The organism is Paenibacillus sp. PL91, assembly GCF_012935325.2.
Taxonomy (GTDB): domain Bacteria; phylum Bacillota; class Bacilli; order Paenibacillales; family Paenibacillaceae; genus Pristimantibacillus.
The window spans coordinates 271,522-293,013 of record NZ_JABBYG020000004.1 but is presented as its reverse complement, the minus strand read 5'-3'; the positions used below and the strand labels follow the sequence as shown (position 1 = coordinate 293,013).

General features: G+C 52.4%; 16 protein-coding genes and 1 pseudogene. 2 read left to right on the top strand and 15 right to left on the bottom strand.

Annotation, left to right across the window (positions count from 1 at the left end):
• Position 1 precedes the first annotated feature (1 nt).
• The 3 genes and pseudogenes from HI950_RS12540 to HI950_RS12535 form a co-directional block, all read right to left on the bottom strand.
• Positions 2 to 1,204: pseudogene (locus tag HI950_RS12540) on the bottom strand (extracellular solute-binding protein); the annotation flags it as partial.
• A gap of 15 nt (positions 1,205 to 1,219) precedes the next feature.
• Positions 1,220 to 1,612: a hypothetical protein gene (locus HI950_RS35745; RefSeq protein WP_223285246.1), complete on the bottom strand. Its 393-nt coding sequence runs from the start codon at positions 1,610 to 1,612 to the stop codon at positions 1,220 to 1,222.
• Positions 1,613 to 1,793: 181 nt separating this feature from the next.
• Complete coding sequence (locus HI950_RS12535; protein WP_169082421.1) at positions 1,794 to 4,037, bottom strand: AraC family transcriptional regulator; 2,244 nt, start codon at positions 4,035 to 4,037, stop codon at positions 1,794 to 1,796.
• A 280-nt stretch (positions 4,038 to 4,317) separates the two neighbouring features.
• On the opposite strand from HI950_RS12535, the gene HI950_RS12530 reads away from it, so the two are divergent.
• Positions 4,318 to 5,379, top strand: a complete 1,062-nt coding sequence (locus tag HI950_RS12530) for an NAD(P)-dependent alcohol dehydrogenase (RefSeq protein ID WP_169082422.1) — start codon at positions 4,318 to 4,320, stop codon at positions 5,377 to 5,379.
• Positions 5,380 to 5,446: 67 nt separating this feature from the next.
• On the opposite strand, the gene HI950_RS12525 is transcribed toward HI950_RS12530, so the two are convergent.
• Positions 5,447 to 6,034, bottom strand: a complete 588-nt coding sequence (locus HI950_RS12525; RefSeq protein ID WP_169082423.1) for a TetR/AcrR family transcriptional regulator — start codon at positions 6,032 to 6,034, stop codon at positions 5,447 to 5,449.
• Between the two features lie 279 nt (positions 6,035 to 6,313).
• On the opposite strand from HI950_RS12525, the gene HI950_RS12520 reads away from it, so the two are divergent.
• Positions 6,314 to 7,750 carry a DHA2 family efflux MFS transporter permease subunit gene (locus tag HI950_RS12520; RefSeq protein WP_169082800.1) on the top strand — a complete coding sequence of 479 codons (1,437 nt, stop codon included), beginning with the start codon at positions 6,314 to 6,316 and terminating at the stop codon, positions 7,748 to 7,750.
• Positions 7,751 to 8,016: 266 nt separating this feature from the next.
• On the opposite strand, the gene HI950_RS12515 is transcribed toward HI950_RS12520, so the two are convergent.
• The 11 genes from HI950_RS12515 to HI950_RS12465 all read right to left on the bottom strand — a co-directional run bounded on the left by HI950_RS12515 (position 8,017) and on the right by HI950_RS12465 (position 21,479).
• A complete protein-coding gene (locus HI950_RS12515) occupies positions 8,017 to 10,149 on the bottom strand; it encodes a GMC family oxidoreductase (protein WP_169082424.1) in 2,133 nt (710 codons plus the stop codon).
• A 396-nt stretch (positions 10,150 to 10,545) separates the two neighbouring features.
• Positions 10,546 to 11,973, bottom strand: a complete 1,428-nt coding sequence (locus HI950_RS12510; protein ID WP_187768082.1) for a sulfatase family protein — start codon at positions 11,971 to 11,973, stop codon at positions 10,546 to 10,548.
• On the bottom strand, positions 11,942 to 12,886 hold the full coding sequence (locus HI950_RS12505) for an AraC family transcriptional regulator (RefSeq protein WP_169082426.1): 945 nt from the start codon (positions 12,884 to 12,886) through the stop codon (positions 11,942 to 11,944). The genes HI950_RS12510 and HI950_RS12505 overlap by 32 nt, the downstream gene beginning before the upstream one ends.
• A 49-nt stretch (positions 12,887 to 12,935) precedes the next feature.
• Entirely contained in the window at positions 12,936 to 14,372 is a 1,437-nt protein-coding gene (locus HI950_RS12500; protein ID WP_169082427.1) for a sulfatase family protein, read from the bottom strand.
• A gap of 54 nt (positions 14,373 to 14,426) precedes the next feature.
• Positions 14,427 to 14,978 (bottom strand): adenylyl-sulfate kinase, encoded by a 552-nt coding sequence (cysC, locus tag HI950_RS12495; RefSeq protein ID WP_223285245.1) that lies wholly within the window; start codon positions 14,976 to 14,978, stop codon positions 14,427 to 14,429.
• A 31-nt stretch (positions 14,979 to 15,009) separates the two neighbouring features.
• On the bottom strand, positions 15,010 to 16,014 hold the full coding sequence (locus HI950_RS12490) for a Gfo/Idh/MocA family protein (RefSeq protein WP_169082429.1): 1,005 nt from the start codon (positions 16,012 to 16,014) through the stop codon (positions 15,010 to 15,012).
• Entirely contained in the window at positions 16,011 to 17,405 is a 1,395-nt protein-coding gene (locus HI950_RS12485; RefSeq protein ID WP_169082430.1) for a sulfatase family protein, read from the bottom strand. The genes HI950_RS12490 and HI950_RS12485 overlap by 4 nt, the downstream gene beginning before the upstream one ends.
• 35 nt (positions 17,406 to 17,440) lie before the next feature.
• On the bottom strand, positions 17,441 to 18,244 hold the full coding sequence (locus HI950_RS12480; protein ID WP_169082431.1) for a sugar phosphate isomerase/epimerase family protein: 804 nt from the start codon (positions 18,242 to 18,244) through the stop codon (positions 17,441 to 17,443).
• A gap of 101 nt (positions 18,245 to 18,345) precedes the next feature.
• Entirely contained in the window at positions 18,346 to 19,452 is a 1,107-nt protein-coding gene (locus HI950_RS12475) for a Gfo/Idh/MocA family protein (RefSeq protein ID WP_187768081.1), read from the bottom strand.
• Positions 19,453 to 19,713: 261 nt separating this feature from the next.
• Positions 19,714 to 20,592 (bottom strand): carbohydrate ABC transporter permease, encoded by an 879-nt coding sequence (locus HI950_RS12470; protein ID WP_169082433.1) that lies wholly within the window; start codon positions 20,590 to 20,592, stop codon positions 19,714 to 19,716.
• A 20-nt stretch (positions 20,593 to 20,612) separates the two neighbouring features.
• Complete coding sequence (locus HI950_RS12465; RefSeq protein ID WP_169082434.1) at positions 20,613 to 21,479, bottom strand: carbohydrate ABC transporter permease; 867 nt, start codon at positions 21,477 to 21,479, stop codon at positions 20,613 to 20,615.
• Between the last annotated feature and the right edge of the window lie 13 nt (positions 21,480 to 21,492).

Sequence of the window (21,492 nt, the reverse complement as noted above, 5' to 3'; positions counted from 1 at the left end):
CTTACCGTTGCAGATACCGCTCATAAGCTGCTTGTTGAATTTCGAGTGCACGTTCAATGCCGAGGCTTTTCAGCTGCGAGACAAATTTGTCATAAGCATCCACAGGCTCTGTGCCTATGATGATCTTCAGTTCCGCTTCTTTGACCAGCGCGTTGACATCGTTCATGATGCTGGCAAGCTCATCGGCTTCCTCGGCAGTTGGCGTAACCGGTGGAAGAAGATGGCTGGCATGATTCGTATTTTTCCAGATGTCCAGCGCTTCCGACGTTTGCGGGTATTTCGCAGGCAGGTTGTTATCCCGTTGAATCATGGGAAAATTCGTCCCGTGGGCATACTGCATCATCACCTGGTCACTGCCAAGTCCGTCCGGATTTTTGACAACCAGATCGGTGTATACCGCTTTGCCGTCCTTAAGCTCATAAGTAGTGCCCTCTATGCCGAATGTGTTCAGCATGCTGCCTTCCTCGGCATAAGCGTAATCAAGCCAGCGCATGGCAGCTTCAATATTTTTGGTGCCCGCAGAAATAGCAGCAGAGCTTGTTCCCGCGTACGCGTTGTCCAGCTGGCCGAATTCAGGCTTCGTCCCTTTAACAAGAGTCGGATACGGCGCGGCGACGAAATTCGCATTTGGATCCGTCGTTTGCGCAGCCGAATTGTACTTCTCGATATAGAACTGCCAACCGAAAGTGGCACCGCTTACAGTAGAACTCATTTTTTTATCGACGGTCGCCGCATCGATCGAAGCGAAGTCCTTGTCGATGAGTCCTTCCTTATACCATTTACTCATCGTTGTCAGATATTCTTTATACGCCGGCTCCATATATCCATAGACAACCTTGCTGTCGTTTAGGTAGAAATTCCCCATGACACCGAAAGCGCCGGCAAAACCGCCCGTGCGTTCGCCCAGAAACATCGTGCGGAAAGTGACAGGGGCAGCAGCATTTTTCTTCTCTTTAAACGCTTTCAATACCGTATACCATTCATCGATCGTCTCCGGAATTTGCAAGCCAAGCTCATCCAACCAATCCTTGCGGATGATCGGTCCCCCGTACACACGTCCCGCTTCCGATCGGATGAACGGGAAGGCATAATACGTGCCGTCGTCTGTTTTGATCATTTTATCGATCTCAGGATTCTCTTCCAGTACCTTCTTGAAGTTAGGTGCATATTTATCGATATAGTCATTAAGCTTTAGAATGTACCCTTGCTCGACCGCTTTCTACGGACCGCCCGGATACTGCAGCCAAGTATTGAGGAAGATGTCGGGCAGCTCATTGGAAGCTAGCAAAAGACTAAATTTCTGGTCCGTCATCGGGGTGCCTCCAAGATGCTTGATCTTAATGCCCGTACGTTTCTCATATTCATCGTCGATCTTAACTCTGTCGGGCACCCCTCCGAGCGATTCCGTCATATAGGTAAGCTCAATATTGCCGGGCATCGGATAGGAGAAAGCGCCGCTTTCTTGATTTGAACCTGATGGGTTATCGGCTTGTCCTTGGTTTTTCTGGTCGTTCTGACCGTTGCTTGCATCGCTGCAACCGGCCGCAAGCAATGTAATGGCTAGCAGCAAAAATAGCGTCAATCGAAACTTTCCCTTTGTAAGCCGTCTCATCGTTCCAATCAGACCTCCGTATGTTTATATTGTCAGCGCGGTGCGCCGCTAACCCAATGTAAGTCATAGCGGTATCAGCGGCAATATTCATAATCGAAACTCAGTTGACCGCATGTAAAATAGACGATAGACCGTTTGAATCTCATCGCCTATTTTTCGCATGCCGGGAACGGTATTTCTTTTAATGAATCGATTTATATTTGCCAGGCGTGATGCCTTCGTATTTTTTGAACACCCGAATAAAAGCGCTGCTGCTGGAGAAGCCGACCTTTATCGCCGTTTCGTCTATGGATGCGCCGCTGTTCAGAAGCAGCTTAGCTTCACTGACGCGGGTCTTGCTAATAAATTCATGCAGTCCTTCTCCTGCATGTTCCTTAAACAGCTTGGATACGTATTGCGGCGTAATTCCGAAATAAGATGCGATTAAGGAAACGCTGAGATTGGTGTCTGCATAATGTATCCGGACATAATTCTCGGCTTGCTCCCCAATTCGAGAATTGGACGCGAGCGACAGCTTTTCGTTAACCCGTTCACAAACCGCTGAGAGTATCTCCAGAAGCTCCTTCCTAAATTCGGTACGGGTCGTGCAGGCCAGCAGACGTTTGACCGGCCTGCGCTCCTCCCAAAGCGCAGTAGTTTGCGCTTCCTGCGGTATCATCTTCATCATCGTGCTAGCTAGATCGATCAGGAAGCATTTGACCATTTCGATCGATGCCTGTCGATTAAATATATGTCCGATCATATTGTCGACCATTTGGGCTGCCTTTTCGAAATCTCCGCTTTTAATCAGATTATGGAGTACCAGCTCTTCGTTTATTGAATAGTAGTAGTCGGTTTCATCCAGCTTGATATCGCCATACCATACAAACTTCTCATCCAGCATAATCCGGTACTCTTGGGCTTCAAGCGCTTGCAGGAAAGCTTGATGAATGCCTTCGAGCGAGCCATTCCTCTCGCTTCCAGATACGGCGAATGACAGTCCGTAACGTTGACGGATAAAAACATGCGCTTCCAGAATCGCCCCTTCGGCCTCTTCCTTCCACGTTTCCATGCGATCCGGATGAATATTGATAATGGCAGCAAGCAATCCGTCCACATCCGTAAAGTGAATATTATGGCTGCGGTCAACGAGGTCCTTCACGATGTTGGAGACGATGAATTGGGAAAGCGTCAACGGCACCTCCTTCTCCTCAGCCGGCTCCAAGTAAAATAGAAGGACCGCAAAATACTCCGACTGCCAGTCCATCCGGTGTATGCTGGCCGCTTCTTTAACCGACGTTGCCTGCTCGGTCTGGCCCTTCAGCAGTTTGGCTAAATAGTAGCTCTGAAGCACGCGCAGCTGCCGCATTTGATCATGATTTAGGTCATTCCGTTCCCTGATGGCTGTCAATACGCTCTGGCGGATAAACGCATACTCGTCCTTTGCCTCTTCGCTCCCTTCCTGGTCATTAGGAAAGATGCTGACCAGTTCACGTATGGGGTTATAGTTCTTACGGGCAAAGTACGTTATGACGCCCCCGCCGATCAGACAGCAGACAAGCAGACCAATCAGGTTCAAGATGCGTATTTCTCTTGCTCTCTCCCAGAATACGTCCGATGGAAACATGCTGACGTACCGCCAGCTCGTAAGATCGGATGCTATGGAAGCAACCATGCTATTCTTATCGTTTAGCAGCTCCTCGTAGGAGACAGCTGAACCCTCGCCGCTTCCGTTATGGAACAACACCTGATTCCGGTCGTCGACGATATACACCTTGCCTTTATTGACCCAATCGACGTTTTCGAGCAAATGCTGAATTTTGTTGCTATTTAGAGGCATGACCAGCGTACCGATCGGAATGCCTCCCACTTTCCTCGCCAAAGGCTTCGTGTAAACCACCGTGTTGTCGAATTTGTCATACTCGAGCATCGGTATCCATTGATAGGTTTTCAATTGCTGATTTCGCATGTCCGACTGCCACTGCTCATAGGTATAGCTGTCAGACTGATGGTTCATCGCATAGAACAGCCTACTGTCCGCATACGTCTCATTGGTTAGCACTTTATCCAGGCTTGCAGAATAAACGTAGATGCCGTTTATAAAATCATTAGTCGATTTATATTTGCCAAGCTCCTGCTCCGTACGGTAGATATCAAAGGAATGCGAAGACTCCGTCTGCTTGTCTAACGCCAGAAACTTAAGCACATCGGTATGAATGGAAAGCTGCGTTCCCAGCTTCTCCGTTTGATTTAGCTCGCTGTCCAAAATATATTTTACCTGTTTCAACATCGCGCTGCTTGCACGCTGAATCTCATATTCGACGATTTGCGTGGTTTGCATATATACAATAGCGCTTACAACAACCGGAATAAGCAAGATGACCGCATAAGAAATCATCCATTTATACGTGATGCTCCTGCTGAACTTGAAACGGCTGCGCAACATAACACTCTCCTTCAAAAAAAAATCTAGTCTATGATGCCTGATCTACATTATACCTAAACGACCTTTTGAATCCATTCCACGATTCGTGGATTCTACCGACAATTTCGAATCTAGTCAATCTACAATTCGAAACGAATCGCCATTATTTAATAACGACGCCTAGATAACAAGGATTCTCCCCCTAGGCATTGAAGTATAGAAGGACGAATCAACTCACTAGTCGCTTGACCCCGGGATAAGGAATCCATGATCATTTTATAATCCAAAGGAGCGATAATGTATGAAGTCAGGCAAGATGAATGCGGCAATTATGGACAAACCGTTGTCAATAGCTGTTAAGCAGGTGGACATCCCTGTTCCTGGAGATTACGAAGCATTGGTTAAAGTTCACTGCATAGGCGTGTGCGGTTCGGATATTCATTATTATGAGCATGGGCAAATCGGACGTTATATCGTGAAGGAGCCAATAGTGCTTGGCCACGAGCTGGCAGGCGAGATCGTAGAGATAGGCAAAGCGGTCACGCATTTAGCTCCGGGCGACCGGGTCGCAGTGGAGCCTGGCGTAACATGCGGGCGCTGCGAGTATTGCAAATCCGGACGCTACAATCTGTGCCCCGATGTTGTCTTTCTCGCGACCCCACCCGTGAACGGTGCTTGGGCAGAATATATCGTTATGCCGAGCGACTACCTGTTCAAGCTGCCAGATTCGATGAGTTTCGAGGCAGGTGCGCTGCTGGAGCCGCTATCGGTCGGATTCCACGCGATGCAGCGTGGAGAGGCCAAACCGTTCGATCGCCTGCTGATAACGGGACTTGGTCCGATTGGCCTTTTGGCTGGACAGGCGGCAAAGCTATTCGGCATAACCGAAATATATGGAACGGATACGGTAGCTTACAGGCGGGAGCTCGCGCTTAAGATGGGCTTTAAGGCGGTATTTGATCCGTCAACGGATCAGGTTGGGGAGAGACTGAATGAGCTGACCGGAGGCGCTGGCATCACGCTCGTCGTGGAATCGTCGGGCAATGCCAGAGCGATGGCTGACTCGGTAAAGCTGGTCAAGCGGGGCGGCCGGATTGTATTTGTCGGGCTCCCAGCTGCCGATGAGGTGCCAATGGACATGGCAGCTCTAATCGATGGCGAGATCGACGCCTATGGCGTATTCAGGTATGCAAACACCTATCCGGCGGCTATCCAGGCCTTGCAGCAGCCGTCTGTAGACATCGAATCCATCATAACGCACCGGTACGGACTAATGGATATCAAGGAAGCGGTGGAGACTGCGCGCACGCGGAAGGATACCAGCATTAAAGTCATGATTTACCCGAATCTTCCGACTGTGTAATGCCGGAGAGTATCGGAATAATTAAGTCCCTTATTCCGTCACACAAAATGGCCTCGCTGCCTGGGATTTATCGCGGTGTTGAGCGCAGCAAAGAAAATTGTTTGGCGAGATAAAGCGGCGTATAGGGCATGTCCTGTCGAAGCCAAGCAATAATCGTACCGATCAAGGCTGAAGAACCGTACCATATGGCAATGTCCTTTTGAATATTTTCTGATGAAAGGAAAGAATCACTCTCCCTTTTTTCTATCCTTTCGGTAACTAATTCCGCAAGCAGCTTTAACAGACGATTAGAAAAGATCGTCGTTCGATTCGTCGCGAGAATGACTTTGTAAAATTTCGCATGTTGGGAAATATGCTCGAGCAGATTCACCAACATCGGCCAATCCTCTTCTCCAGCCGTATTCGGATTCGGTTGCGTATTATCCATAACCTGTTGAATGTCTTCGTTCATATCATCCGCCATCTTTTCCAGCATATCCGGAATGTCCCGATAATGCAGATAAAAAGTAACGCGGTTGATGGTAGCACGCTCTGCAAGCCGATTTACCGATATTTTCTCGATATCCATTTCCTGCAGCAGCTCAATAAAGGCGTCTCTGAGCAATTGTCGTGTTCGAAGTATACGAGGATCTGTTCGCGGTGTTATATGATCCATAACTTTCTCCTTTTTTTGTAAGCTACACTTTCATCGCTTTCGTAGAACATCTTTAAGATAAACGACAAAAACACTTTTTATTGTCAACTACTTTACATTTTATCAATTTGTGTCGCTTGTAAACACATCATTTCTGCCTATAATCTAATTTATACATTGTTGATTATATAACACAGTGTAAATTAAGTATATACAGAGAGATTGAGAGGATGGAGTAGGTTGAGTAAAAGCTTGGCAATAAACAGTAGTGCGATAAAAAAGGGCCCAATCTTGTTCGTAATGATTTTGGGTGCCTTTCTTGCGACACTGAATCAGACAGTCATGAGCGTTGCTGTCCCGGAATTAATGATTGATTTTAACATTTCGGCAGCAACAGCACAGTGGCTGACAACAGGGTATATGTTGGTTAACGGTGTATTAATTCCGATCACGGCCTATTTGATGCAGCGATTTACCACACGTGAGCTGTTTCAAACCTCGATGTTTATTTTTCTTGCGGGAACGATCGTATCGGCTGTTGCAACGAGCTTTCCCGTCCTGCTGACCGGGCGATTAATTCAAGCAGCCGGCGCTGGTATTATTATGCCGCTGCTCATGAATGTCATTTTAACGCTCTTCCCCCCCAATAAGAGAGGCGCGGCAATGGGTATGGTCGGGTTCGCCATCATTTTCGCCCCAGCGATCGGGCCAACGCTTGCCGGGTACATCCTGGAAAATTATCCTTGGGAAATGATGTTTTACGGCATGATACCGTTAGCTCTCATTGTTATCCTTTGCGGGTTTATTTATCTAAAAAATGTGTCGGAGCGAATCCAGGCCAAAATTGACATGCTAAGCGTTGTCCTTTCAACCGTAGGTTTCGGAGCGATGATGTACGGCTTCAGCCGAGCTGGCAGCTTAGGCTGGTCGAGCGCGGAGGTGCTTGTTACTCTTATTTCGGGGGTTCTTTCTCTCGTCCTGTTTACTTGGCGGCAGTTGGTTTCCCAAAATCCGCTTCTTGATCTCCGTGCTTTCAAATACAGCATGTTTTCTTTAACGACCATCATAAATATCGCGGTTACTATCGTAATGTACGCGGATATGATGCTGCTTCCTCTTTATCTGCAAAATGCCCGTGGCTTTACCGCCTTGGAATCCGGCTTATTGATGTTCCCTGGCTCGCTCCTGATGGGCATACTGATGCCGATCACGGGACGGCTGTTCGATCGGTTCGGAGCAAAATGGCTTTCCATCATCGGAATGGCGATTACGATCGCCACTACCTTCGGCTTCATTAACTTGACGGACACGACCAGCTATACCTATCTGGTTCTTATGTCTACGGGGCGCCGCTTCGGGATGGCTATGCTCCTCATGCCTATTACCACAGCAGGCTTAAATCAATTGCCAGCCAGACTCAATGCGCATGGCACGGCTATCTCCAATACCATTAAGCAAGTTGCCGGCGCAGTAGGCACATCTCTGCTCGTAACCGTGATGACGAGTCGTACCAAAACGCATTTACAGGATCTAATGGCTTCAGGCGGGACAGAGGCCGCAACACAAAAGCAAATGATCATGGAAGCTTCCATTCAGGGAATTAATGACGCTTATCTCGTAATTGTTGGGATTGGCATAATCGGTTTGCTGCTTTCCTTCTTTATCAAACGTACCGATCAAGCCTCTAAAGAAGAATCCAAAGCGAAGTTGAAATTGGCAATCGCCAAAGAAGCCTGATGAAGGATTTGAGCTTCATTTTAGCCTTTTAACCCGATCCAAAAAAAAGACTGCTCACCTTAACCTAAAAGGAGAGCAGTCTTTTTTTGAATCTTCTGTTTCACAGCCTATGGAGAGCGATGGCGCGGATTAATAATAATGACTTCTGCCGGTCCGCTCTCCACGATTTTCCCTTTCTCCATAATAGTCAACGCTTCGCCTTATAGAACATATGACTCTTTATTGGTTCCCTTTATTTTTTGATACGATGCTTTCCCATCATTTCGCTACCCTTGTTTCACCAGGTTTTCTGCCGTACGGAATGCCAAAGCAAGAATCGTCAACACCGGATTAACGCCGCCATTGGTCACGTGCACAGAGCCGTCGCTCACCCAGAGATTATCGTATCCATGTACGCGGCCTAAGGGATCTGTGACGGATGTCGAAGGGTCATTTCCCATGCGCAGAGTGCCCGCCTGATGCTGCCCGGCACTAAGCCCGCCTCCTGGCTGTGTTCGCCATACCTCACGTGCTCCGGCGGCCCAAAGCCACTTCTCCGCTTGCTCTGCCATCATGGCTGAAGCTCGAAGAGATTCGGGATGGACACTTCCAGAGAGTTGAGCTGCAGGCATGCCAAAACGATCTTTGACCGCCTTCGATAGCCGCACTCTGGACTCGGCGCTCGGGATCTCTTGGATCGGTCCCTGAATTTGGCTGGTGCGCAAGTAACTCTCGCGCATCGTTTCCTTGCCTGCGCTCCCCCATCGCGCCGCGTCCGGCGCAAGCGCTCGATACCAGTGAATGAGCGGCAACCGAGTGAACTCGTTAGCAAGCAGCCCTCCACCGATAATCCCGCCTTCGTTACTATGGTCAAAGCGGAAGGTGGCGATGCTCACCCCCGGACCTAAACCATCTTGAACCGGATCATCAAAAAGGCCGTACGCACCAGAATAGACATGGCCTTGAAGGTTTCTTCCTACTTGTCCGTTCCGATTGCCTATTCCATGCGGCTCCGAATCACTTGCCGAGTTGAGAAGGAGGCGTGCGCTTTCGATGGCCCCGGCGGCAACCACAACGTGCCCAGCCCGTACTTGCTTCCGCTGGATTGAGCCTTCCAATTGCTGCACAAGTCGAACCCCGGTGGCATGCCGTCCTCCCTCGGTATCGATGCGCTCCACCGTAGTATCGCAGATTAGATCGCAGTTACCGGTAGCGATGGCCCTCACTAGCATCGTATTGTGCCCGCCATTCTTGCTATTGGTCGGGCAGGCAAATCCGACACACTGGCCGCACCGTCCGCAAGCCGGTCGACCGTCCCGATCGATGGAGTTGATGAGGAGAGGCACCGGCCCCACTTCCCATCCCAACTTCTCTGCCGCCCGAGCCAGCCGTTCAGCTTCCAGCGTACGCGTCAGCGCTGGCATGGGATAATCGCGTTGTCGCTTCCCGCGTCCAGAATGGGCATTCCCATCACCGGAGACGCCGATTTCCCACTCGGCCCTCACATAATAAGGTTCGAGCTCCTCATAACTTATCGGCCAATCGCTTAGCGAGCTCCCCTCCGGTATCCCATAGCGACTCGCCATACGGAAGTCATCCGGATGAAAACGCCACGCCTGCGCCCCATAGATCCGCGTTCCCCCGCCGAGCGTCATCGCGTTATTATGATAATCGCCCTCAAAGGGCGCGGTGATCCGCTCGTCCCCGCCTGCCGATAGAATCGTACGAGGATTGCCTTCCAAACCCGGTCCTGTGTTATGTCCATATTTGCTAAAACGATGGTTACGCAAATGATCGCTGCCTACTTGACTGTATCGAAGCCAGCTTCCGCGTTCAACGATGAGAACGCGAAGTCCAGATTCGGCCAATACCGCCGCCGCTACCGAGCCGCCAGCCCCAGCTCCTATGATGATAACATCATACTGGTCTCGAAGCTGATCGAAGGTTCTTTGCGGTAAATCGGTTTCAGGGGCAGTCGCATCGCTTTCGGATGCCGGACCCGGACGGAATCCGATCATGTCCCATGACCTGCCGCCATTATTCCCGCCCGCCTCAGGACTTCCATAGTAACCTTCGATGACTAGACTCAATAAAGTGTCAAAGAAGCGTTTAGACGAAACAGGCCAGTCTCGAACGGAATTCCGCTCGACGTCGTGCAGCAGTCTATCTTTCTCATGTAGCGACAGCTCCGCAAATGGTTGGCCATGGACAGCTATTGCTTCCGCATCCAATGCGCGAATTCCAGGTTCTATCACATCCGTCCAGGTGGCAGCATCCTGGTCGGCACGACGTTTCAGGTAAGACAGCACTCCCCCATCAGTCGCCGATGGCCATTCATCTTCCGGAATCATCCGGTCGGTAACCGCTTCCAAAATATGACGGACTTCTCTCGAAAAAAACTTCTGATCATCAAGCCTCATCTGCCTTCCACCACCCAATGGCCTTCGGCAGCATCATATGGACTCATCCTCATCGCCGTCCCTCCTTTACCCGCCCAAACGGTATCCTATCAGCATTCTGCTTGCAGTGCCTAAGTCTTGACTCTCAGCTAACCTTACTTTTATAAGGCATCGTACAAAAACAGCCTCTCTAGGATCGAACGATTAAATCTATGAAAAATAGATTCATATTTATATTATACTTTTCACCGAGTTGTTCAAGTACTTTCCATTGCTTATTCGACCAAAAACATAAACGGGCTTCTTCGTCATTCAAGTGAAGAAACCCGTTTGTCTTTCAGCAGCCATATGATGTTTTAGTTTCGGTCTGATATTCTGCTTATAAAACTTATGATGGCTTCATCAGCGCTCGCTTCTCTATGTACCGCCCAGCTTCGCGCCTTGCAGCAGCTGGCGGCGTGTCCATTCGTTCGCGACGATCGCATCGCCATCCGCGGACAGCTGCTCGTACAATCGTCTCCTCAGCACGGCGAGCAGCTCTGCATGATCGGCCTTCCCGCTCAAGTTCGTCAGTTCGCCAGAGTCGCCGCCCATGTCGTACAGCTCATCGACATCCGTCAAATTCCAGATGTATTTCCATTCTGCCGTACGGATCATCCGAGACGTGTACAACCCGAACTGCTGGCCGTTATAGGTCGATACGATGGCGTCCCGCCAATCGGCCGGCTCCTCCCGAGCCAGCAGCGTCCCAAATGAGCGTCCCTGCAGATCTCCAGGATCGCGCGTTTGCAAGTTGAGAAGCTCCAGAATCGTCGGCGGCAAATCCAGAAAATTGTAGACGAACCGGTCGCATTGCCAGCCTCGTTCCGTATCCCCGCCGCCCGGCATCCGAACGATGAGCGGCACCCGTACAACATCGTCATACATGATGTAGTGCTTATCCATCATGCCGTGGGAACCGCACATGTCGCCGTGGTCCGCGGTAAAGATCACAATGGTGTCGTCCGCCATGCCTAGCCGCTCCAGCGTTCCCATCACCCGCCCGATCGCATCGTCGAGTTGACTGATGATTGCGTAATAACGGGCAACGATCGGGGCCCAATCCTGCCAGCCGTAACCGGCGACTCCCCAGCTCTCCGGCTGCTGGCGCTGAATGTACGGCTTGCCGGCAAAGGTCTCGCGGAAGCCTGCCCATTCCGGGATGTCCGCGGCGTCGTACATCGCTGCGAAGGGAGCCGTCGGTCGGCAGGGCAAGTGGGGCTCGCTGAAGTGCAGCGCCAGATGCCACGGACGCCCGTCTTCCCCCAGACGCTCCAGCGTCTCGCACGCACGCGCGGCGAACCAATGCGTCTCCGCGTCCTCCAGCGGCAGCGGGCTCTCTTCGCCGAAGAAGCCGTTCTCATAACGGACGTCCGGGTGCTTCTGCGAGACGTAGTCTTGATATTCTGCTTCGCTGACATAGGACTCGTAACCATAAGCTGCAGGGCCATGCACGGGATGGACACCCCATTTGCCCAAATATGCGGTTGCATAGCCACTTTCAGCTAGCGCTCTCGTCCAAGTATAGGATTCCGGCGCAAGTGACTTCACAGGCAGGGCACCGCTGTAATTCCATAGAGCACCGAATGTCTCCGGCCTTCTTCCTCGCAGCAGCGATTGCCTAGCCGGCGAACATACAGGCAGCACAGAGTAGGCATGGGAGAAGGAAACGCCCTGCTCAGACAGACGGTCCAGATGCGGTGTCCGGACCGGATATTTGCCGCTGTAACCGACGCAATCCTCTCGTAATTGGTCGGCCGTAATCAGCAGCACGTTAGGCCTCCGCTCTTTCTTCGAGTGTGTCATGCGCCATCCGCCCCTTTCCTTCCCACTGCTCGCGTGAGCCAGTTCGGTATTCGCGCGGCGAGCAGCCGGCATAGCGGACGAACAATCGGCTGAAGAACGATGGATCATCGTAGCCAACCATGGTCGCAATGTAAATGACCTTCTGGTCGGATTCGAGCAGCATCCGCTTCGCCCGCTCAATGCGAACTTCGTGCAGCAGATCGAATACGCTCTTGCCAAACTCCTCGCGCACCAGCCGGTTCAGTTGCCGCGTGCTGACATTGAACAGGCCGGCCAGCGTCTGAAGCGTAATTTTCTTGTCAAAATGGCGTTCGAGATAGCCGGAAATCCGTCTAGCCATCATCACTCGTTCCGATTGGCGCGGGGATCTATGGATACGATGGCTTTGCATATAGGCGTAATAGCGGGACAGCAGCACGAGCAGCTCCACCATCTGCAGGCGGATCAACGTCTTATGGCCGGAGCCGCGGCTGCTGAATTCGCGGATCATGCTCTCCAGCAATGCTAGCACGGACGTCGCCTCCTGGCCGTTCAGATTCAGGTAATGGTTGAAGCGGACATCCTGCTTTAGGAAGGGATGCACGTAGAAGTAGTCCATCGATGCCGTTATTTCCAGCTCCTGAAGCAGCGCATCGGGAATAAAGGACGGCATGAACAAGCAATTGACGATTTCCATATTCCCGCCAGACGCTACAGAGTAAGCATGTGTCTCGCCCGGATTGATAATAAACACGTCGCCCGCATGAATGTTGTAATGGTTGCCTTGGAAGATATGGACGCCCTGTCCTTGCACCACGTAGACAAGCTCAATGAACTCGTGACCGTGTTCGGCGACAGTGGTTTGTACCATCCGAGTGATCCAGAACGGAAATTCATCCTTCATGTAAGTATCGCTACCCAGTATACGTTCCATCTTTCATCCCCTCGCGTCGAAATCTGGTCAAGATCCGGTCAAGATCCGATCAAGATCCGATGATCGGTTCAAGCCGCCCTTCTGTCGCCTGATCGAATCGCTGACGGCTCGGATTCTGAAACCATTCGTCCCACGTCATACCGGATGCCGCCAGTATTTGCTCAATGCGCCTGCGGAACGGAAGTCCCGCCTCGCGGAGCTGCCGGTCCTTCGGATCCTCACGGCCGTTCAGCTTAGCCGCCACCCAGCTTTCCAACTGCCTTTCCAGCTGGTCGGCGAGCTCCGGCTCACTTTCCGCGAGATTTACCGTCTCTTCTGGATCGGCACTCAGATCATACAGCTCTCTTGGCGGTCTAGTAAAAGGCCCCGCGTCGTATGTGCGGATAAATTTGTGGCGGTTCGTCCGTACGCCGCGCGCCGCCTGCCAGGCACATTCACTCAGGTAAACGACGTCGTGCGTACCGTCCATCTCCCTGCGGATAGAAGGCCATAAGCACCGGCCGTCCATTTCGGGCGGGTCTGCAACCTTCGCAAGGTCGACACCGTCAGGCTTTTCGCTGCGTATCGCTTCCAGCACGGTCGGCATAATGTCCACCTGCTGCACGAGGCCCTGCACCCTGCGTCCCTCTGGAATACGACCGGGCCACCGCATAATAATCGGCACATGGACGGTCGGCTCGTACAAGCCGCAATGATCCCAGAAGATGTCGTGCTCCGTCAGACTCTCACCATGATCGCCGAACAGAATCAGCAGCGTATCCTCTTTAATACCCAATTTCTCCAGATGGGTGTCGAGTTCCTTCAAACGATCGTCAAGATAGCGGATTTCTGCGTCATATAGCGCGTCATAGTAGGCACTGTCGGTCACCGGACCGACAAGATCGTAATGGTGGTGCTTGAAGAACGGGTAGGCGGGATGGTTGTATGCCGAATCCATGCTTCGGTTGTCCGGATCATAAGGATCCCGCCCCGCTTCATAAAAGTCTGGAATATACGATTCCGGCGGCAAATAAGGCGTATGAGCGTCCCAATAATGAAGGAACAAAAAGAACGATTCGTCCTTATGCTCCGTCAGCCATGGCATTGCCAAATCATTGACGGTCCGGCCGTCGATCCAACGATTGCCGCCAACGCTGTTCGTATAGTAGCGGTAGCCGCGCGCAAACCATTCCTTAAGCTGGTACAAATTGTCCACCGCCGACGTCGTGAAGCCGGCGCTGCGCAGCAGGTTTGGCAGCCACGGGGTCGATTTGGGCAGATGCGTCAGCTCTGACCCGTGGGAGACAATCCCTGTCGTAAGCCCGACTTTGCCGGTAAAAATGCCGGTATGCGCCACTTCGGTTGGAATGTCGGCGGCATAAGCGCGCTCGAACAGCACGCCTTGCTCGGCGATCCGGTCCAAATATGGGCTCGTCGGCTTCGGATAGCCGTACCCGCTCAACCTTGAGGCGCGAAGCGTATCCAGCGATATTAGTATGATCTTCATGGTATGCCGTCTCCTTCGGGATTCCGGTGATCCGGTTATCTATCGCCTCTTCGGTTATGCTCTCTGCGCTGCGTGTTTGAACCGCAAATTGGCATGCAGCCAGCCGATCACGGCATCGCCGTTATCCTGCAGCGAGGTGGCAGCCGTGTCGATCACGATGTCGGGGGACTGCGGCACCTCGAACGGATCGGAAACGCCGGTAAATTGGCGCAAGTCGCCGTTTCTCGCCTTGGCATACAAGCCCTTTACGTCACGGCGCTCGCACTCGCCGAGCGGGCACTGCACGTAAATTTCCACGAACCCAGGCAGCTGCGATCGTGCGTAGTCACGCATTTCCTGGTAGGGCGTAATGGCGGAGACGAGCACATCCACGCTGTTGCGAGAGAGAAGCTTTGCCACGTAGACGATCCGTTTGATATTTTCAAGCCGTTCCTCGCGGGAGAAGCCAAGGCCTTTGCAGATCGTCTCTCTAAGCTCGTCGCCGTCCAGCAGCTCCACGTGCCGTCCTTGCTGCAGCAGCTCCGCCGCTATATGCCGGGCCGTCGTCGTCTTGCCCGCTCCCGACAATCCCATGAACCATATCACCGAGCCGTGTTGTCTGTCCATGCAGATCGTCTCCTCTCGCCTAGTCTTTCGCTTATCCGTTCGCGGGTACGTCAACGGGCATGCCGCCGGACTGATGCGAACGAATCGCGGCTTCAATAACTTCCTGTGCGGCAAGCGCATCCGCGCCGGACGCCTCGATCATTTCCGGCGCATCGCCTGCCTTGATCTGCCCGATGAATCGATTGATCCGATGTGTAAACGTATCGTTGAAGCCCTGCATCCCGCCAAACAGCGAATTGCGGACTACGGTCAACTCGTCGGATTGGTGCGGATAATACGTCATGCTTTCGTACACGTTGTCGATAACGAATCGGCCTTCGTTGCCTGCCACTTCGCAATATTCGATCGGATGGCGCATCGACATGTCGTAGCTTCCGGTCAAATGGCCGACCGCGCCGGAAACAAACTGCAGATTGACAGATACGGTCGACCAGCTCTGGCGGCCCGGCGCCTTGGTCATGAACGCCTGCACCCGCTTTACATCACCGCCAAAATACCGCATGACATCGATGGAATGGGGATGCAGAGCACGCATGTGCAGCCACTCCGTATCTTCCTGCGAATTCTGGATGGTTAACCGCATATTGAGAAAAAGAAGGGAGCCTAGCTTGCCCGCTTCCATCATTTCCTTCGCTTTGTAAGCAGCGGGCGTAAAGCGGTGATTTAAATTACAAGCGAGCCGGACGCCTCGTTCACGGGCGGCAGCGACTAGCGTCCTTGCTTCCTCGATCCGGTTGGAAATCGGCTTCTCCACGTGGACGTCCTTGCCTGCTTCAATCGCGACCATCGCTGGCTCGAAATGATGGCTGCCCTTCTCCACACCCGCCGTTGCAACCGCCACTACGTCGATTTGCTCTTTAGCTAGCAGCTCTCTTAGGTCGGTATAGAAGGGAACGCCATGTTCAAGGCCTGCCGCTTCCGCGCGTTCCTGCATCAGATCGCAGACAGCCGCAAGCTCCGTGTCCGGATGATTACGGTAGGCGCGACAGTGGATTTTTCCGATATGATTGACTCCGACGACCGCAACCCGAATCATTTGGATGCCGCCTCCTCCTTGGTTTGGAGGGAGCGTGCGCCGATAATGTTGCCGATATGCAGCGACTCGTATGCCTGCTCGGACGAGGTGAACGTCTCGCCTTTGCCGTGCCAGTTCAGATTCGTATAGATAGGATTCGTACGTCCAGTCTGCTCTTCGCGCCTTGCGATATGGTCCTCCATCCGCTTCGTCAGCATCGCGACGACCTCTGGCTCCTGCTCCGCGACATTGGTGTTCTCCTCCGGATCACGGATCAAATTGTACAGCTCTACCTCAGGCTTGAAGTGGAAATCCGGCTCTAATGCGCGGATCAGCTTCCATTCCGGTGTCCGCCAGCCGTGCTTGCGCATCCATGTGCATTCCGTCAGATACAGCTCGCTGATCCGGTTCGTTTCCTCGCTCGAAACCTCCTTCGTCAGGCTGCGGCCGTCGAAGGAAATGCCGCCGTCGATGCCAATCAAGTCAAGCAGCGTCGGCATAATATCCGAGATGGCCGACACATCCTCTATCCGTTTTCCCGCAGGCAAACGTCCTGGGAACTTGATGATGAGCGGCACGACAAGCGTACAGTCATACAGGCCGTGATGGTCAAAATAACAGTCGTGCTCGTACAGCGTCTCGCCGTGATCCGACGTGATTACGACCAGCGTCTCTTCCTCCAAACCTAGCGCGGCAAGCTTCTCGAAGATGCTTTGAATACAAGCGTCCATATAAGCGATTGCGCCGTCATACTGCGCGCTGACATAAGCTTCGTCGGTAACGCCTTCCGGAATCCATGACTTCAGAAAATCCGCGAACGGCTTGAAATGGTAAACCGGCTCCATGGAATCGTTGGCCGGGTCCTTCTCGTCCTTGCCGTAGAACATCCGCTCGAACGGCGCAGGCGGCAAATACGGCGAATGCGGATCCATATGCCGCATGAACAGCAGGAACGGCTTATCCTCTGCCGCCAGCCGCTCCAGCTCTGGAATTGCGATGTCGTTCAGGTTTTGCGCCTTGGGCGTGCGTCCCGACTCGTCGGGCACCCAAGATTCATAATCGAGATACGTTTGGAAGCCGCGCGATGACGGATTGCCCGTGAAGCCGACGCATGTTGTATTATAGCCGTTCTCAGCGAGGACCTCCGGCAGCGTCCTGACGTGACCGCCGAGCGGTCCTTCATGGCGCAGCGCCACAACGTCGGTGCCGAACACGTCCATGCCTGTCAGCATCGATGCGTAAGCCGGCGTTGTCGGAATGCCCGGGCTGAAATGCTTCTCGTACAGTACGCCCTGAGCTGCAATTTTATCAAGATGCGGGGTAGTCAGCCTTGAATAGCCGTACGCACTCATATGATCCCGACGAAGGCTGTCTATGCCGAACAGCAGGATATTCGGTTTCTTACTGGCCATATTGAAATCCTCCTTTTGGATGAAAATATTGCTTTTTATCGCGCGTTCAGCTGTTTAAGGACGGCATTGAGGTAGCCGTAAGACTCCGCGGCTACGATGGATACTAGCGCAAGCGTATGCTCCGGTGCAGAGCCGATCACCTCAACGACAACCGGTCCAGCGTAACCTCCGTCAACCATTGCTTTGCAGTAGCCGTACAGATCGATGTCGCCGCGTCCGCACGCCTGCAGGGCGATCGGTCCAGGTCCCTGCTCACGACCCTTGCAGTCACGGATATGAACATGCTTCACGCGACTAAGTACGGCGGGCAGCGCTTTTTCTGCATTTTCGCCGGCACGGTGGATATGGCTGGGGTCCATGTCGATGCCGAACGCAGGAGAAGCGATCGCCTCCATCGCACGCAGCGTGGTCGGCGTATTGTGGATGGCGTTGCCGACATGTGCCTTCACGCAGAGCGTAATGCCAAACGAAGCGGCCCTCTCCGCCATCCTAGCAAGCATCTCAATCGACGCCTGCAGGTCTTCTTCGACGCCCAGCTTCCCGCCTGGGCCAACATTGACGATCGGAATACCCATTTCAGCGGCAGCTTCGAAAGCCGGCAGCAGCCGTTCCTCTTTCAGCGACGCAACCTCAGTCGAGAGAAACGTCAGTCCGTTCTCCTGCACAATCGCCTGCAGCTCGCTCTTCTGATCCCTCCAGCGGCTGAGATCCAGATGCTCGCACATTCCTTGAATCGCGGCGATCTCTACACCGTCGTAGCCGCAAGCTGCAATATGCTTCGCCGCTACGGCAAAATCGAACTCTTTGAACAGCACGGAATTGACACCCAATTTAATCATGTAAGAGTCCTCCTGAATGATCGATTAGTAAAGCATGTATAAGTGAATAGAATTCAGCTAATGAATCGGAAGCATCGGTGCCTCACGTCATTTTAACGCGATTATTTCAAATAAAACGGATCGCCGTGCAGCGGCGGCAGCGGCTGCGGCCGAACGACCTCGCCACCCCGTTCATACGACTCCTGCACCGCATGCACATACTCCAGCACAGCAAGCGCATCGCGCCCGCTGGCGCGCAGCGCATCCGGAGATACCTTGCCGTCAACATCCTCCAGAAACGCATGCAGCCGATTGTTGAATGTCCGGTTGAAATCGTTCGTGCCAAAATCCGTCACTTCCGGCTCAGCCTGAACGCTGATGGCGGGTATGCCTTTGTCCGCTTTCCAGAACGACACTTTCTCGACGCAGTTCTCAATTGTGAATGTCCCCTTTGAGCCCGCAACCTCCAGACTCCACCAGCCGCCTAATCCGTAGACCGCATCGCCGCGCTGACTCAATAGATAGCCGACACCGCCATTTGCGAATTTCATATGGATGCTGTTGATGGACACCATAACGTCGCCTGCGCTGCGCCGGAAGCCAGGACGGTCGGAGAACGTCTGGATATGCGTGATATCGCCGCAGAAATGGCGCATGACACTGAATGGGTGTGTCAGAAAAGCCCGCATGTGAAAGTAAGGGTGGCCCTTGATTTTGTCCGAGCTGGCCAGGGAATAGTTGCGCTCGCCGCCGTTGAAACCCATTTTGGCCAGGCAGTAGACCAGTTCGCCCACCTCGCCGCTATCCATATATTGCTTCGCCTTCTCAGCTGGCGGCGTGAAGTAATGGTTCAGGTTGCAGCCTAGATACACATTCTGCTTCTCGGCAAAAGCCACCATCTGGCGGCCTTCGCGCACATCGTTGCACAGCGGCTTCTCCACCAGCACGTGCTTTCCGTAAGACATGGCTTCCATCGCCGGTTCAAAATGCCAGCTGCCGTTGTCGATGCCGCCTGTCGTCACATCGACGACCTGAAGGTCGGGCTCGTTCTCGATCATGTCCTTGAGCGTATAGTACGCCTTTACACCGTGCTTCTCCGCAGCCGCGTCGGCGCGCTCCTTGATGACGTCGCATACCGCAACGACATCAGCCAATTCATCCTCCTTATAGCAGTTTGCATGGTTGTTGCCGATACCGTTCATGCCTACGATTCCGATTTTGACCGCCATGTTCAACATCCTCTCGTCCTCTGAATTGAATAATCATGTTCCAAGATAAGATCACTAGTCGAATCGTCAAGCCATCATAGTTGTAAACGCTTTATATTTCCATCATACTGTCTCTTTCAGTCCGAATCATGGCGGTTCGGGACAAAAACCTTTCCGATCGGGACCGTTTTCTATAAAAAAATCGCTCGATTTCGTTTATACATCAGATCGTACTGATCCATGCCGTGTTCCATGCACCTGACTCCAGCAGTTCTGGCTCGATTACCCCTTAACGGCGCCTGCCGTCATGCCGGCTACAATTTGCTTATTGAAGAAAATGAACAGAATGAGCATCGGGATAGAGATCAGAACGATATCGGCAAACAGCAGATTCCACGATGTCGTGAACCGGCTCATGAAGTTGTACAGCGTCAGCTGCACCGTCGCGTTGTCCGAGCCTGGGAAGAAGTAGAGCGGATTGACAAAATCATTGAAGACATTGATCGATTCAAGCACAATGATGGTTGAAGTGACGGGCTTTAGTAGAGGAAATATAATGCTGAAAAACAACCGCCCGCCGCCCGCCCCATCGATCAGCGCGCTTTCATCGATCTCGCGAGGCAGCGTTGCCACAAACGCTTTGTACAAAATCGCCGCGAACGGAAAATGAAGCGCAACCTCCACGAAGGTGATGCCGGCTAGCGTCTTGAACAATCCGATCGAGTCGAGCACCCAGATCGTAGGCACGATAGCTGGCGGAATCATCAAGCCGGCCAATACAAGAAAGTTTAAGAAGGAAGAAAACGGCCCCCCTTCGCGGCGATGCAAGACAAAACCGGCCATCGCGCTGACGATGATCAGTACAGCGATCGACAGAACGGTCAGCAGCATGCTGTTGTAAAAGGCGCGGACAAGCATATGATCGGAGGCAGTCAACACATCCCTGTAATTTTCCAAAATATGAAACGATTTCGGCCACGACATATTCATGAGCGCGGATTCTGCTTGACTCTTAAAGGAGTTGATGATGACGAAATAGAACGGAATCCAGAAGATGGCGGTGCTGAGCACCAGCGCGAACACCGCTATGATAACCCTCTTAGCTTTGCTGCTGATCCCGGTGTTTTCGCGGCTCAGCGCCTTGCCCACGCTTTTATCCATGATCCTGCTCATTTCCCTGCTCATAAATGCACCTCGCTTTTCGTCAGGTACTTATACAAGGGAAACGCCAGCAGTGACACGCCGATGAACAGGATGACGTTGCCCGCAGTCGCTAGGCCGTAGAAGCCAGCCTGATACTGCTTGTATATGATCGAGGCGATCAGGTCGGTCGTGAAACCCGGCCCCCCCTTAGTCATGGCCCAGATCAGGTCGAAGGAACGAAGCCCTCCGATAAATGCCAGTATGATGACCGAATTCATCGCCGGTCTGCTTAATGGAACCGTGATGTACCGGAATGCGTTCATGCTGCTCCCGCCGTCGATTTTGAGCGCTTCGTAATACTCACCAGGAATCGCCGAAATGCCCGCGATATAGATAACGGTAGCGATGCCGATACCTTTCCATACGTCTACTAGGGCAACTGACAGCAGCGCAATCTTCGTATTGCCGAGCCAATCTGGTCCAGTAATGCCAAGCGCGGCCAGACTTGTATTAATCAGTCCTGACGAAGGATGCATCATAATGGAGAACGCGATCCCGACCGCAATTGTACTGAGCAGTGTCGGAAAGAAAATAACGGAACGCAGATAGTTTTTAAACAGAGCGGCAGAGGTAAGGAACGCGCCGAGCAAGAGGCCCAGAATGACCTTGAGACCACAGGTTACAACCGCGTAAATTAACGTGTTCCGGAAGCCGATGCTGAGCGCCGTCTCCGAGAAAAAAGTGACATAATTGTCAAAGCCGATGAAATCCCAATCGGTGAGGGTCCAACGAGTCATGCTGAAGAACAGCGATAACACGGTTGGCAGCAAATAGAAAACGAAGTAGATTAGAAATGCGGGCACAAGAAACAAATACGAGTAGGTTCGAATCGTCAGCTTGGTCATGGCTCTCTCCTTC